Origin of the sequence: Clostridium magnum DSM 2767, assembly GCF_001623875.1 — a bacterium.
In the GTDB taxonomy this organism is placed as follows: Bacteria; Bacillota; Clostridia; order Clostridiales; family Clostridiaceae; genus Clostridium_AM; species Clostridium_AM magnum.
This window is the reverse complement of record NZ_LWAE01000008.1, coordinates 272787-288723: the sequence shown is the minus strand read 5'-3', so window position 1 is coordinate 288723 and position 15937 is coordinate 272787. Positions and strand designations below refer to the sequence as shown.

Annotated in this window: 11 protein-coding genes, 2 pseudogenes and 1 riboswitch; of the genes and pseudogenes, 5 read left to right on the top strand and 8 right to left on the bottom strand. The window is 31.2% G+C overall.

The features are described 5' to 3' along the window. The 5 genes and pseudogenes from CLMAG_RS32010 to CLMAG_RS24785 all read left to right on the top strand — a co-directional run. A pseudogene (locus tag CLMAG_RS32010) lies at window positions 1–938 on the top strand (tyrosine-type recombinase/integrase); the annotation flags it as partial. A gap of 1 nt (window position 939) precedes the next feature. Continuing rightward, the gene (locus CLMAG_RS24800; protein ID WP_066622931.1) at window positions 940–2889 is read left to right on the top strand and encodes a tyrosine-type recombinase/integrase; all 1950 of its coding nucleotides are present in this window, start codon (window positions 940–942) and stop codon (window positions 2887–2889) included. Next, window positions 2889–3263 (top strand): DUF6262 family protein, encoded by a 375-nt coding sequence (locus CLMAG_RS24795; protein WP_066622928.1) that lies wholly within the window; start codon window positions 2889–2891, stop codon window positions 3261–3263. The genes CLMAG_RS24800 and CLMAG_RS24795 overlap by 1 nt, the downstream gene beginning before the upstream one ends. A 122-nt stretch (window positions 3264–3385) precedes the next feature. Then, entirely contained in the window at window positions 3386–3760 is a 375-nt protein-coding gene (locus CLMAG_RS24790; protein WP_066629032.1) for a helix-turn-helix domain-containing protein, read from the top strand. Window positions 3761–3783: 23 nt separating this feature from the next. Beyond that, complete coding sequence (locus CLMAG_RS24785; protein ID WP_066629029.1) at window positions 3784–5358, top strand: recombinase family protein; 1575 nt, start codon at window positions 3784–3786, stop codon at window positions 5356–5358. Between the two features lie 38 nt (window positions 5359–5396). On the opposite strand, the pseudogene CLMAG_RS24780 reads toward CLMAG_RS24785, so the two are convergent. From CLMAG_RS24780 to CLMAG_RS24750, 8 genes and pseudogenes are all read right to left on the bottom strand, one after another. Continuing rightward, window positions 5397–5717: pseudogene (locus CLMAG_RS24780) on the bottom strand (hypothetical protein); the annotation flags it as partial. A gap of 54 nt (window positions 5718–5771) precedes the next feature. After that, window positions 5772–5853, bottom strand: a riboswitch (ZMP/ZTP riboswitch). A gap of 65 nt (window positions 5854–5918) precedes the next feature. Further along, on the bottom strand, window positions 5919–6926 hold the full coding sequence (gene hypE / locus CLMAG_RS24775) for a hydrogenase expression/formation protein HypE (RefSeq protein ID WP_066629026.1): 1008 nt from the start codon (window positions 6924–6926) through the stop codon (window positions 5919–5921). Window positions 6927–7036: 110 nt separating this feature from the next. After that, entirely contained in the window at window positions 7037–8158 is a 1122-nt protein-coding gene (gene hypD, locus CLMAG_RS24770; protein WP_066629023.1) for a hydrogenase formation protein HypD, read from the bottom strand. Continuing rightward, entirely contained in the window at window positions 8145–8369 is a 225-nt protein-coding gene (locus tag CLMAG_RS24765) for a HypC/HybG/HupF family hydrogenase formation chaperone (RefSeq protein WP_066629020.1), read from the bottom strand. The genes hypD and CLMAG_RS24765 overlap by 14 nt, the downstream gene beginning before the upstream one ends. Next, window positions 8360–8671 carry a twin-arginine translocase subunit TatC gene (locus tag CLMAG_RS31130; protein ID WP_278331611.1) on the bottom strand — a complete coding sequence of 104 codons (312 nt, stop codon included), beginning with the start codon at window positions 8669–8671 and terminating at the stop codon, window positions 8360–8362. The genes CLMAG_RS24765 and CLMAG_RS31130 overlap by 10 nt, the downstream gene beginning before the upstream one ends. Before the next feature lie 16 nt (window positions 8672–8687). Beyond that, on the bottom strand, window positions 8688–10970 hold the full coding sequence (hypF, locus tag CLMAG_RS24760; RefSeq protein WP_066629017.1) for a carbamoyltransferase HypF: 2283 nt from the start codon (window positions 10968–10970) through the stop codon (window positions 8688–8690). Window positions 10971–11222: 252 nt separating this feature from the next. After that, on the bottom strand, window positions 11223–13217 hold the full coding sequence (locus CLMAG_RS24755; RefSeq protein ID WP_066629014.1) for a methyl-accepting chemotaxis protein: 1995 nt from the start codon (window positions 13215–13217) through the stop codon (window positions 11223–11225). Between the two features lie 583 nt (window positions 13218–13800). Continuing rightward, window positions 13801–15798 carry a methyl-accepting chemotaxis protein gene (locus tag CLMAG_RS24750; protein WP_066629011.1) on the bottom strand — a complete coding sequence of 666 codons (1998 nt, stop codon included), beginning with the start codon at window positions 15796–15798 and terminating at the stop codon, window positions 13801–13803. Between the last annotated feature and the right edge of the window lie 139 nt (window positions 15799–15937).

The following is a 15937-nucleotide window of genomic DNA, read 5'->3' as shown; positions in this document are numbered from 1 at the left end:
AGATTTTCAAAAGGTAACTATTGATGACTTATCATTGTTTGTGAATTGGTTACAGAATCCATATAAGAGTTTAAAAGTAATACCTGCAACACCTGTAGATACTGCAAGAAGTCCAAGAACAGTAAACATTATAGTTGATACTGTATTGCTGTTCTATGACTACATTTTAAGACATGAAGAATACAGCAATGATGTTTCAGAAAGACTTAAAAAATTTGTTACAAGTTCAAGCAGAAACTTTAAAGGATTTTTGTATGATAGCTTATGATAAGAAAAAAGTAACAAGTAATATCCTTAAATTAAAAGTGCCTAAGAGCAAGCCAAAAACTCTTTCTAAAGATGAAATAGAAATGCTCGTTAGAGCTTGTAGCAATCTAAGAGATAAGTTTTTGTTATCGTTGCTTTATGAAACTGGAAATGAGAATAGGCGAAACCTTGTCATTGGTGGATCGAAGATATTGATATAAGCGATATGGTTATTGATTTAAAAGACAGAGGACAACTTGAAAATAATGCTGAGATTAAAAACGGTATCAAGTCCTAGAAGAATAGATATATCACAAAATTTGGCTGACATGTTTATGGAATATATAGCTGAATACCATAATGAAGAAGTTGAAACTAATCATATTTTCATAAAGATAAGTGGTAATAACAAAAACAAAGCTATGCACTATGTTGATGTAGATAATTTATTTAGAAGTCTTAAAAAGAAAACAGGAATATATGTTACACCACATATGTTCAGACATAGCTCATTAACAGTACTTAGAATGGCAGGATGGCAACCAGAACTTCTTAGAGTGAGAGCAGGTCATAAAAATATTTATACCACTATGAACACTTATATTCACCCCTCAGATGAAGATATAACAAGGGAGTTTGAGAAAACTCAACCTAATTTGGACTTGGATATTTATAACGAGGGGGAAGAATAAAGTGGATAATTTACAACTGATAAAAAGTAATCAACAAAGCAAGTATGAAGAAATAATTGAGTATCTTAGTCAGGATAATGGATATTGGTTAGAGAATGATATATGGGATGCTATAGAAACATTCTTTATAGGAGAAAAAATATCTAATATGCGATATATAGATTTTTCAAATATTAAAAATGATAATTTAAAAAATGAAATTAAATATTTTTTTCTTTACAAACATAAAGAAAAATTACTGACTAACAAAGGTATTCTTAGATTAAATGTGTCGCTAAAACATTTCTCTGAATTTTATACTGGAAAGTCTTTATTAGAATTAGATAGAGAAAAGACATTTATAAAATGGAAAATATTTTTAATAGATAGAGGTATTAAATTTGATATAAATGAAAAAAGTTATTTTTGGTTTTCAAATTACTTGTTAGATTTTATTAAAGATTTATATGATGATAGAGAAGAAACTGAAAAAGATATATGGTATTCAAAGAATATTAAAGGTGCTAAAAAGAGTGCTACATCAGATAGATTAGCTACATCTATAAATTTTTCAGATATCCCTATTTATTATAAAGATATGGTTAAAAGATATTTTAAAACTATTATAACTAAAAAAAGTTGGGGGCATTGTTTTAATATACTAAAACATTTAAAAGTGTTTTTTAACTATTTTTATAATAACGGATATAAAGACGGTTTTATTGAAAATTTAAACAGAGAAGATATTGAAAATTATTTGTTTTTTATAGGTAATGAAAGAAAAGATAAAAACCTTACAGAAACAAGTAAATATATATCTTATGTAAGAACATTCTTAGAGTATATTCAAATAGCTCAATATGATAAAGCTCCTAAAAAGGAAGTGTCATTTTTAATTTTCCAAGATGATATTCCGAGAAGAGAATTTGTGCAAGACGAAATGAGAAGGGTTAAATTTGTTCCAGAGCCTATATTGAAACAATTAGATAACAATATTATGGATTTAGATAGACCACAGTATATACCTATCTATATTCTCCTAAGAGAAACAGGATGGCGTGGTACTGATATATTAAATCTTAGATATGATAATTGCCTAGATCAGATATGGAATAGTAAAGAGGAAAGATATAATTATTACCTTTGTGGTGAAATAACTAAGACTGGCATTGCAGAACTTAAAATCCCGATTAGGGATAAGGCTGCTGAAATGGTTCAGAAAGCTATTGATAAAGCTAAAGAGTTAAGTACAGAGGAAAACAACCCTAAAAAGTATTTATTTAATACTTATGAAGGTAAATTAAAAGGAAGACCATTGAATAAAGCATCTTTATTATATACAATTCAAAGACTTATTGAACAAAAAGATATTAGAGATGTTAATAGTGAGTTATATCATTTTAGGCTTCATTCACTAAGGCATACAAGAGCTAAAGAATATGTAGAACAAGGTATGGGTATTAGCATTATACAACAGATATTAGGTCATCAGAGCCTTCAAATGACAGTCCATTATGCAACAGTAACAGAAAACACTCTCTACGAGAAATGGAAGAATACTGAGGATTTAGACTTATTTAGAGTTAATACTGAAACCAATAAACTTGAACAAATAGATCTAAATTCTGATGATGGTGAAAATCTTATACGATACGAATATGTTAAAAAGAATTTAGATGCTGTAAGAGTACCTTTCGGTGTATGTTTTAAACCTTCAAAACTACCATGTAAGCAACAAATGAACCATTGTTTAACTTGTGCAAGTTTCTGTACTACAGTTGAAAATATTCCTGAATATGAAGATGAAATTGAACATACTAAAAAACAAATTGATATTGCTGAAAGATGTGGAAGAGAATTGTGGGCAGAGAAGAATAAAACATACTTAAAATTGCTGGAAGATACGCTCGAAAGAGTTAGGGAACAAAAGATACTACATAAAAATGGAGCTTCAAGGGAGGATATTCAATAATGGCTGGAAGTACAAAGGGATTAAAGAAATATGCAGAGGAAAAAACAAAGATTACTTTAGAAAAGGTTGATAAAGCTATTAGAGAACTTTCTCTTAGTGAAGAAAAGATTAATTTCAATAGCGTGGCGATAGCCAGTGGAGTATCTAAAACTTTTCTTTATAATAATGAAGAAGTTAAAAATAGAATTGAAGAATTAAGACAGCAACAAGTAAGTATGGAAATGAATCAAAGAGCCAAATATGATAAGACAGCTAAATCTAAAGATATTATCATAATGGCTAAAGATAAAAAGATTAAAGAATTAGAAGAAGAAAATAAGAAACTAAAAGAGCAATTAGAAATTTTAAGGGGTAAATTATATGAGAAATTATAATTAATTTATCCACAATGATAACAAATCATAGACTACATTAATTATATGTAGTCTATGTGTAAAGTGAGTAAAATTAATCAGTGTATAGAGATATACACTAGATATTGAAAGGATTTGAAAAAATGAGTAATGTTAATGATTTTGGAATTAGAATGAAGTCAAGAAGACAACAACTTGATATGACTTTGAGAGAATTAGCTGCAAAATGTGGAACTACTGGACCATCTTATTTTAGTGAAGTAGAACAAGGCAAGACTATACCATCTATTCAAAAAGCTATGGATATAGCAAATGCTTTAAATGTATCTGTTTCTTGGCTATTAGGTGAAACTGAAGATTCTGAGGCTGATAAGGGTTTAGCTAATATCGGTGCCGATGGAATGTTTTATAACTTATTACTTACTACACATGTATTCCCAAATGGTTTAACCTATGCGCAAATGGAAGAAAAATTGAAAAAGCTAGACAAAATGGAAAAATTATTTAAAGAAGACTAAATAAACAAAAGGAGTATGGAAAGATGAGAATTGCCATATACAGCAGAAAAAGTAGATTTGTTGAAGGCTCCGAATCTATTGAAAATCAAATTGAAATGTGTAAGGAATATATAAAAAGAAATTTTAAAAATGTTGAAGATATTCTTGTTTATGAAGATGAAGGATTTTCCGGTAAAAATACGGACCGACCAAAATTTTTGCAAATGCTTGAAGATGCTGAAAATAGTTTGTTTAATGTGTTGATATGCTATAGATTAGATAGAATATCCCGTAACATAGGAGATTTTGCAAAAATCATAGATGAACTTCAAAATTTAAATATAGATTTTATATCTATTAAAGAACAATTTGACACATCTTCACCTATGGGCCGGGCAATGATGTACATATCCAGTGTGTTTGCTCAACTCGAAAGAGAAACTATTGCCGAAAGAATTAAAGATAATATGATGGAACTTGCTAAAACCGGGAAATGGCTTGGTGGGAAAGAACCTCTTGGATATGTAAAAACAGGCATAGGAAAAGATGCTTGTTTGAAATTAGATAAAAATTATAATGTAGTTGTAACAATATTTAAAAAATATATTGAACTTAATTCTTTGCGAAAACTACAAAGATATACAATTAAAGAAAAAATACTCAGTAAAAAGGGCGATTTTTTTAATATAAATTCTCTTAAGAAAATATTAAGTAACCCTTGTTATGTTATTGCTAATGAGGATTTTTATAATTATGCAAAAAATAAACGTATGATTATTTGTAATGCTATAGAAGAATTTAAAAACAACAAAGATCACTTGGGAATTATGAGTTATAACAAATATGACCAGACTAAAAAATTACGTGAAACTACAGAATGGATAATTACTATCGGAAAGCATAAAGGCATTATAGATTTTGACACTTGGATATATGTTCAAAATCTAATTCAAGAAAACTCCTTAAAAGCCCCAAACTCTGGAAAAGCAATGGATGCTTTACTGTCAGGAATTATAAAATGCGGTGATTGTGGCAGTAGTTTAAGAGTTGTCGCATCTTATTATAAAGGTAAAAGAAGTCATCACTATTACAAATGTAGTGCTAAGGCTACGTCTGGTTGCCTTTTATGCGATATCAAAAATGCGAATGGGTATGAAGCAGATAAAATAATTATGGATTATATAAAAAAACTAAACAGAGACAACGAATTGGTCGATGAATTATTTGAGAAAAATAAAAAAGAATTAGATATCGATGATTCAATGGAAGGATTAAAAAGCTTGGAAAAACTTGCTTCTAAATATGAAAATGATATAGAAAAATTAACTGAAAAATTAATTGAAGCTGAAGGTTCTGTAGCTAGTAAATACATTGTTACAAAAATAGAAAAATTAGATTTTGAATTAAAAGAAATTAATAAAAAAATAACTGATTTAAAGAGTAAGCAGAAACAAAATAGCATTAATAAGATTAATATAAAAATGTTTAAAGATCATTTGAATTACGCTGCAAATAATATAGATAAGCTAGAATTAGAAGAACAAAAGAAACTTGTAAAAAACATATTTAAAGAAGTTATTTGGGATGGTGAAAATATAAACGCAACTCCTAGAATATAAAAAGGGTAATCAATTCCTTTCTATAGCTGTTTGTAACACCTTGCTCTTGCATAAGCCGCTGCTACAGGTGTCAATTCTATATCTTCAACAGAATATGATTTCTTTAATACGTCACTTAAAGGAACTCCAACTGCTGCACCTGCTGGGCTCACATGTTTAAAGGAAGCTGCTGCTGGTAATCCTGTTACTTGTTTTAATTCCTTTACAAGCTGCCATGAATTGAAAGCATCCATAAAATTAATATAACCTGGAGTACCATTTAAAATTTTAAAAGGTATTGATTTATCTTTAGTATAAATCCTTGCTGGTTTTTGATGTGGGTTACATCCATACTTAAGTATAATTTCTGCATTTTCCATAAATAAAACCTCCAAATAATAAATTTTAAAGCAAAAAACCACCTGGATAAATATATTATTTACCCAGGCGGTCGATAGCATTCTTAAATCATGCTCCCTATGGTAATCTCCATTTCCGCCAGTTACATGATTATTTTTATTTACTTTTGTTAAAGTATAGCTTATTTGCAATGTTAAGTCAAGTATGGATAACTTTTTATATTAACATATTCTAGGCAATTGCTGTCCTGAAGGCATATCTACTATTCTTTTGCCACCTATAATAGTTTTTAAATAAACCTTCTGAGACACCTTTTCAACAACCCTGCCAATAATTGCAGCATTAGAGCCTAAGGGATGTTTTCTCATGGCTTCTAATACTTCAGCGGCATAATTTTCTGGCACAAAACAACACAACTTTCCTTCATTAGCAATATATAGAGGGTCTAAGCCTAAAAGCTCACAGCACCCTTTTACTTCTTCACTTATAGGAATTGAACTTTCTTCTAATTCAATAGACACTCCGCTTATATCTGCAATTTCATTTAAAACTGCTGCAACTCCTCCTCTTGTGGCATCTCTTAACACATGGATATCAGGGCACACTTCCAGCATAGAGTCTACAAGAGAATTTAAAGCTGCGCAATCGCTTTTCAACTCTCCCTCTATGTCTATTCCACTTCTTTGGCACATAATAGTCATACCATGGTCACCTAAGGTTCCATTTACAATAACCATATCACCAACCTGAGCATTATTTGCTTTAATATTTACATTTTCGTAAATGGTACCTACTCCAGAAGTATTAATAAATATTCCGTCCAATCCACCTTTTTCAACTACCTTTGTATCACCTGCTATAATTTGAACTCCTACTTCCTTGGCAGCATCAGCCATGGATTTTACAATAGTCTCCAGCTTTTCTACTGGAAAGCCTTCTTCTATAATAAACGCACTAGTCAGGTACCGCGGTTTAGCACCACTCATAGCTAAATCATTTACAGTACCGCAGACTGCTAACTTTCCAATATCCCCACCTTTGAAAAATATAGGATTAACTACAAAGGAATCTGTAGTTAAGGCAATTTTGCTGCTGTCTAATTTAAGTTGAGCTGAATCATTTAATTCATTTATTATTTCATTATTAAAATATTTTAGGAATAAATCACTTATTAAACTGTTTGTTTGTTTTCCACCGCTGCCATGACTTAGTAATATTTTTTCTTCCATATCTTACCTCCTATGTGTACTTTAAGAGTTATCCGATGACTACCCGCTCTAATACTCCCATCTTCTTCAAAGTGGGAGTAAAGAGCGGCTACATCCCTGGATTCGTTCAACTAAGAATCAGATGGAGTTGAAACTCCATCTGATTCAAGTTTCACTTCATACCTGTAATAAGCTGCACAAGTACCTTCCGAGGATACCATGCAGGAACCTACAGGATTTTCTGGTGTGCAGGCCTTTTTGAATAAAGGACATTCATATGGAGTTATCTTTCCTTTAAGTATGTCCCCGCATCTACATCCTGGACAGCCATCGTATTCTCTATAATCTATATTAAAATGCTTTATAGCGTCATAATTTTCATACTCTTTTTTAAGCTCATATCCACTATTTGGTACTGAGCCAATTCCACGCCAAGTACTAGCTGATATGTCAAAGACCTTATTTAGGTATTCTATTGCCTTTTCGTTACCGTTATCTCTTACTATTCTCTTATAATCATTGGCTATTGTAAAATCCTTATTATTTATCATATTAATAAGTGTATTAAACCCTTGAAGTAAATCTAAAGGCTCAAAACCAGTTACAACTCCAGGGATTTTATATTCAGAACTCAAAAATCCGTAAGCTTTTTCTCCTATTACAGCACTTACATGTCCTGGAAGCAGGAAACCATCAATGTTGACCTCCTCATCCTCCATAAGAGCACCCATAACTGGTGGAACAAGTTTATGAGCTGTAAGAAAAAACAAGTTATTCATATTTTGTTTTTTAGCCTCTAAAATTGTTACCGCAGTCATTGGAGCTGTAGTTTCAAAACCTACTGAAAGAAATACTACTTTTTTTGTAGGATTCTTCTGTGCAAGGATCATAGTATCCATGGGAGAATATACCATTCTAATATCAGCGCCCTCTGCCTTCCTTTTCATTAGAGATGACTTTCTGCCTGGCACTCTCATCATATCTCCGAAAGTTGTTATTATTACATTCTCAAGGCCAGATAGCTCCAAAGCAGTATCTATGTAACTTTGAGGAGTAACACAAACTGGACAACCAGGACCAGATATAAGCTTTATATTATCCGGAAGTATGTCCCTTATTCCATATCTAAATATAGCCATAGTATGAGAACCACATACCTCCATAATATTTATTTTTTTATCAGTAATATTCTGTATGGACTTTACAAGACCTTTTGCATAAGCTTCGTTTCTGAACTCATCAATGAATTTCATCCTCTGCTAACTCCTTTATCAGTTCTAATGTTATTTTAGCTTCTTCTTCATCAATGGTCTGCATTGCACAACCAGCATGAACAAGTACATAATCCCCTACCTTAGCATCTGGAAGAAGGTGCATAAATACTTCTCTTCTCATGTTTCCTATTTCTATAACACCCTTATTATTTTCTATACTCAAAACCTTTCCTGGCACTGCTAAACACATATAAAACCCTCCAAACTATATTTAGTGTATACACCTTTATACACTGATTTAAAAAATATAATACCTATAAAAAAGCAGAAAATTCCTATAAAACTGAAGTATATACTCCCCGAAAGCAATGGTGTCATATACTCTTGTCCATAGAATATAAGAAAACTTAAAACATAGGGTAATATTAATATATATCCAAAAATCATACCAAATAGAAACAATATGGATGAAATAAATATGTTCTTATAAAGAAACTTTTTTTCTTTATTATTTAATTCAGAATTAATAAAGGCTGCTGCTAGTACAGTAATTATAGATCATATATAACTACTTATTATCTAAGATTTCATTTGCTATAACGATTTGTCCTAAAGCTACTCCTCCATCATTTGTAGGTATTAATTTATTTGCATAAACAACAAAGTCTTCCCTCTTCAATTCATTAGTTAAGTTCTTTAGCAAATAGGAATTCTGAAATACTCCACCACTTAATGCCACTTCGTTAACACCTGTATCTTTTCTAATCAGTTTACATATGTCTTTAGAAAAGTTCACAATAGTATTGTGAAACTTATCTGAAATAACACTATCCTGTTCCTTTAAAAATTTATCTTTTAGGATACCAATAATAATTTTTTCTGGCTTCACAATATAGCCATCTGCCTGAACTATATCGTAATCATAGGAATCTAAACTTTTTTCACAAGCAATGGCCTCAAGTTCTATTGCAGCTTGACCTTCATAGGTAACACTATCTCTAAGTCCCATCAAACTAGCTGCGGCATCAAAAAATCGCCCCATGCTGGAGGTTTTATGGCAGTTGATATCTGACTCAATCATAGATACAATATTAATAGCTCTATTTCCATATAGTTTAATTAATATTTTTCTAAGCTGTCTTTCTGTGCTGCATTCCTTCCATTTATTTGACTTAAACACCTTGTAAATATAAGAAACAGCCATCCTCCAAGGTTCCTTAACAGCTTTTTCACCGCCAGGCATTTTTACATAATCTAATTGTCCCAGCCTTTCAAATTCCTTATTGTCACAAAGTAAAAACTCTCCACCCCATATCCTTCCGTCAGTTCCGTAACCTGTTCCATCATAAGCGATTCCAATAACTTTTCTAGTTACATTATTCTCTGCTAAACAACTCACAATATGGGCATGATGATGCTGAACCTCAATTCTAGGTAAGCTTGTATTATAGGCATATTCGCTGGAGACATAACCGGGATGCATATCACAAGCTATATACTTTGGTGTAAAATAGAATATCTTTTCATAATGCTCTATGTTATTTTTATAGTGTTCTATTGTTTCTATATTCTCCAAATCCCCATTATGCTGGCTTAAAAACAGGAAATTTTCCCTTGCTACACAAAAGGTATTCTTCATATTAGAACCACAGGCTAAAATTTCCTTTGTGTTTTCTTTCTTTATAGGCTCTGGAGCATATCCTCTTGCCCTTCTTACCATTCGAGCTTCACCATCTACTACTTTTACTACTGAATCATCTATTGGTACATAAATGTCTCTATTATGCTGTAAAAAGTAATCTGCCACATTTCTAAGGCTTTCAACAGCACTTTCATTTTTATATTCAAGCGGCAGTCCATGAACATTTGCACTGGTCATTATTAAAGCTTCTATATCATTTTCAAATAACAAGTAATGGAGAGGTGTATATGAAAGCATCACTCCTAAGGTTTTCTGCTTTGGAGCTATAGCTTGAGGTAAATCATATTGGCTAGATTGATTTAGTATTACTATAGGCTTCCTAGCTCCTGTCAATATCTCCTCTTCTTCCATATTTACGCTGCAGTATTTTCTAACAGTTTTTATGTCCTTCATCATAACAGCAAAGGGTTTATGTGGTCTATTTTTTCTGATTCTCAATAGTTCTACTGCTTCCTCATTTAGAGCATTACAAACTAAATGAAATCCTCCAAGGCCTTTAATTGCAAAAATTTTGCCTTCCTTAAGCTTTTGTCTTGTCCACTCTAATACGTCATTAACTTCTATTTTTACCCCTTTACAATCTTCAATCCAAATATGTGGTCCGCAATCACTGCAGGCATTAGGCTGTGCATGAAATCTTCTATCAGTTGGATCAGTATATTCTTCATTGCAATTTCTACACATCTTAAATTTCTTCATTGTTGTCTTTTCTCTATCGTATGGGATAGATTTTATTATTGAAAATCTAGGGCCACAGTTTGTACAATTGGTAAAGGGATATCTATATCTTTTATTTGATGGATCTGTAATATCCCCAGTACATTCTTCACAGGTAGCCATATCCGGAGAAATAAGGGTGATTTTTTTGTCTTTTCTTTTGCTCTCCTTAATTTGAAAAGTCTTATAATTTACAGATTCCTTTTCTTCTATAATTATGCTTTCTATTCTAGCTAAGGTCGGATGTTTATGTTTTAAACTATAGATAAAGCTATTTAACTCTTCTTCCTGTCCTTCAATATCAATATGTACTCCTTCTGAATTATTGTTAACCCACCCTTTTAGATTAAGAGAAACTGCTTGATTATAAACAAAAGGTCTAAAGCCTACCCCTTGTACAATTCCCTCTATCTTTAAAAACAATCTTTTCATAACAACACCTACCATTAATAAGCTTGAATACATAATATTATAAATCATACAATTGGACATACTTGATAATAATTATCATCATCAGATGTGTTATATACAATAATAAATAAAATTTCAATATTTTTATTTTATAACCATGTAAAAGTACTCTCTTAATTATTATGCCAACTAATTTGTTTAATATTAGTGTTTTTCATAAAAATTAATGGGACCCCTTTCAAAGAAGTCCCATTAAAAAAATATTATTATAAACTAAATTTTAAATTTATTTACTTCCTCAAGCATTTCCTTAGTCATAGTACTAAGTATTTGTGCTGATGATGATACTTCTTCTGTAGAAGCATTCATTTCTTCGGAAGATGCGGAAATTTCTTCAGAAGATGCTGAAACTTCAATTGAAACTGAGGATACATCATTTACTCTGGCTAAAATGGTATTCTTATCCCTATCTATACCTTCCGCAGAGTTTTTAACTGTTTCAATTTTAGGAATCACTTCATTTACTGCTTCTATAATTTTTTGGAAGGATGTTATTGAACTATTTATAATCTCAACTTGATTTATTAATTCATTATCCATATCAACAGAATCTTGAACTATAACATCAGTATTTTTAGATATTCCATTGATCAGTCTACTAATGTTTTCCGATGATACTTTTGATTGCTCAGCAAGTTTTCTTATTTCATCCGCCACTACTGCAAAGCCTTTGCCCAATTCTCCTGCTCTGGCAGCTTCAATAGCGGCATTTAATGCTAATAAATTTGTTTGCTCTGCAATGCTATTTATTATATTAGTAATTTCATTTATTTCATTTATGTCCTTTCCAAGTCCAACTATTTTCCCATTAAATGTTTTAAATGAATTGCTAACTTTTGTTACAGATCCATTTAATTCACTCATTTCACTACTGCTCTCTTCTGCCATTAAACTAATTTCCCTGGCATTTGAATCCATAACCTGTATTTCACTAACCATTTTAGATAAATTATTACTAAAATGATTAAGAATATCTGTTACATTTACTAAATCCTCCGATTGAGAACTGGTGCCTTTTGCAATCTCATTTATTGCCTCTGTAACATTTTGTGAGGAACTTGCTATTTCCTCTGCAACAGCGGATAAACTTTCTGATTGCATATCAATATTGGCAGAATTTTCTTTTATTCGATTAATCATTCCTCTTAATGATTCCTGCATCACTTTCATCGAATTGGTCATATGGCCAACTTCATCCCTTAGTTGCAGATATTTAGGAGAAACTTCTTCGGACAGATTTCCTTGTGCCAGTAATTCCAAATGTTTTGAAGTAGATTTTATTCCTTTAGATATACTATTAGCAATAATATAAACTATTGCGGCTCCAATTAATATAAATAATATAGAAAATCCTGCAACAGAAACCCTTAGACTATCCAATTCTGAAAGTATCTCACCTTTTAACACTATAACTCCCACAGACCATTCAGTCCCTTTCACGGGAGCATACCCTACATATTTATGTACTCCATTATAATAGTATTCACCTATTCCGATTTCCCCAGCACCCATTTTTTTCTCAATATCTGCTAAAGCCTGTAGTTTGGTATCTTTTTTTGCTTCTTCAATTGGATTATACATATTCATAACTAAATCCTTATTGATACTAGCTATGTTTGTCCCATCTTTTTTTATCATAAATGCATAACCTGTCTGCCCAACCTTAACTTGATTGGTTAATTCACTTAATTTATTACCATCTGCTGTTTCAATTAATACTCCTACAACTTCATTATTATGTTTAACAGGAACGGCATAAACAACTACTATAGTTCCTCCAGTTTTACTTACAAATGGGTCTGACACATTGCTTTTACCAGATAATGCATTTTGAAAGTATGTCCGCTCCTTAACATTAACAAGTGTTCCATCCGGCTTTCTAATATCTCCATTTTTTTCTACAAATTCCAGCCTAACGCTTCCAATTCTTTTACCTTCCTCTAAAAGGATTGACACTTTGTTTTCAGATGAATTATTAGGATCCATTACTTCAGGTCTTGCCGCAATATTCTCTAATGCAGTTAAATGTCCTTCAATTCTCCCTTGAACACTACTGGCTGTTTGCTCTGCAATTTTAGGAAGGGTTTTACTTAAATTTGATTCTAGTGCCTTTGATGAATTTATAAATGAAATTGTACCTAACCCTATACATATAGATCCTATTAACAAACCTAAAAACATTATCATTTTTGACTTTATACTCTTCATAATACCCCCCAATTTTAATTAAAATATATTCAGAACCTTGGACCTATACCTTAATTCTAGAAAGTTTTTGATGTTTCTCTTGTAAAATCTAAAATAGAATTACATATTTTATCAAAAATATTCAACAAAATTAATGATATTTGAAATTTTATAATAATTATATATAGAATATGTTCAGGACTATTAAATAAAAAATGAAAATCCAGTCATTTTTTAGTATATTTCGATTACATTATAATCCTTTCTTTTCCATAATTCTAATGAATTTTTTCCCTTTTATTTATAGTTTTTATCTATAGAAATCGAGAGCAATATCAATAGATTTTCTTTTATAGAAAAATTTTGAATGAAGTGTAAACTTGAATCAGATGGGGTTTCAGACCCCACCTGATTCTTAGTTGAACGAATCCAGGGACGTACCCGCTCTTTACTCCCACTTTGGAGAAGATGGGAGTATTAGAGCGGGTAGTCATCGGATAAAACTCAATGCCAGATTAAAAACCACATCACCAACAAGTGATTTTTGTAAAAAGAAATAGAGCCCTTAATTTAGGCTCTATTCTTGCATTCAAATTCTTTAACTTTAAATTTTAAACTTATTTACTTCCTCAAGCATTTCCTTAGTCATATTACTTAGTATTTGTGCTGATGACGATACTTCTTCTGTAGAAGCATTCATTTCTTCTGATGAAGCTGAAATTTCCTCTGAAGATGCTGAAACTTCCAGTGAAACTGAAGATACATCATTCACTCTAACTAAAATAGTATTCTTATCCTTTTCTATATTTTCCGCAGAATTTTTAACGATTTCAATTTTAGGAATTACTTCATTTACTGCTTCTATAATTTTTTCGAAGGATGCTATTGAACTATTTATAATCTTAACTTGATTTAGCAGTTCATCATCCATTTCAACAGAATCTTGGACTATGACATCAGTATTTTTAGCTATCTCATTAATTAACCTACTAATATCTTCTGATGACATTTGGGATTGCTCCGCAAGTTTTCTTATTTCATCTGCCACTACTGAAAATCCTCGACCAGCTTCACCTGCTCTAGCAGCTTCGATAGCAGCATTTAATGCTAATAGATTTGTTTGCTCTGCAATACTATTTATTATATTAGTAATTTCATTTATTTCATTTATATCTTTTCCAAGTCCAATAATTTTACCATTAAAGGTTTTGAATGAATTACTAACTCTTGTTACAGATTTATTTAATTCACTCATTTCATTACTGCTCTCTTTTGCCATCAAACTAATTTCCCTAGAATTTGAATCTACAACTTGTATTTCACCAACCATTCCAGATAACTTATTACCAAAGTCATTAAGAATATTTGTTACATTTATTAAATCCTCTGATTGGGAACTTGTTCCTTTTGCAATATCATTTATTGCTTCTGTAACATTTTGTGAGGAACTAGCTATTTCTTCTGCAACAGAAGATAAACTTTCTGATTGCATATCAATATTTGCACAATTTTCTTTTATTCGGTTAATCATTCCTCTTAGTGATTCCTGCATTGCTTTCATTGAATTGGTCATCACTCCAACTTCATCCTTTAGCTGCAGATATTTATAAGAAACTTCTTCACATAGATTTCCTTCTGCTAATAATTCTAAATGTTTTGAGGTTGATTTTATTCCTTTAGACATACTATTAGCAATTATGTAAACTATCAGAACCCCGATTAATAGAAATAACATAGATGATAATATAACGGAAATCTTTAAGCTGTCTAATTCTGACAATATTTCATTTTTAAATACATTAACTCCTACGGACCATTCGGTTCCTTTTACCGGAGCATAGCCTACATATTTATATACTCCATTATAGTAATACTCACCTATCCCTGTTTCTCCTGCAGCCATTTTTTTCTCAATATCCGCCAAAGCCTGTAGTTTAGTATCTTTCTTTGCCTCTTCTACTACATTATACCTTTTTACAACTAAACTTTTATCATTGCTGTTAGCAATGGTAGTCACATCTTTGTTTACCATAAATGCGTTTCCTGTTGCTCCAATTTTAATCTGGTTAGTTGTTTCACTTAATTTATTACCATCTATGGCTTCCAGTAATACTCCTATAACTTCATTATTGTCTTTAATAGGAACTGCATACACAACTACTAAAGCTCCATCTGTCTTACTTACCAATAGGTCAGATATATTGCTTTTACCAGATAAGGCCTTCTGAAAATATGGTCTATCTTTAATATTAGAAGTTTTTCCATCTGTATACTTAATATCTCCATTTTTATCTACAATAGCCATAGTAATGCTTCCGATTTTTTTACCTTCCTCTATAAGAATTGGCATTTTATTTTCCCAAGGATTGTTAGTATCCTTTATTTCAGGCCTTGCTGCGATAGCCTCTAATGTACTTAATTTCCCCTCAACTTGACTTTGAATATTACTTGCTGTTTGTTCTGCTATTTTTGGAAGAGTCTTACTTAAATTTGATTCTAGTGCCTTTGATGAATTTATAAATGAAACTGCACCCAACCCTATACATATAGCTCCTATTAAGAATCCTAAAAACATCACTAATTTTACTCTTATGCTTTTCATAATATCCCCCCAACTTTAACCAAGATGTACTAAAAAGGCTTTATTTGTAGATTTATATCAATTAATGGGTATAACATATATTATATCCTATTATTACCAAAAATCCAACACATTTTTTATTAATATCAACATTTTTTTA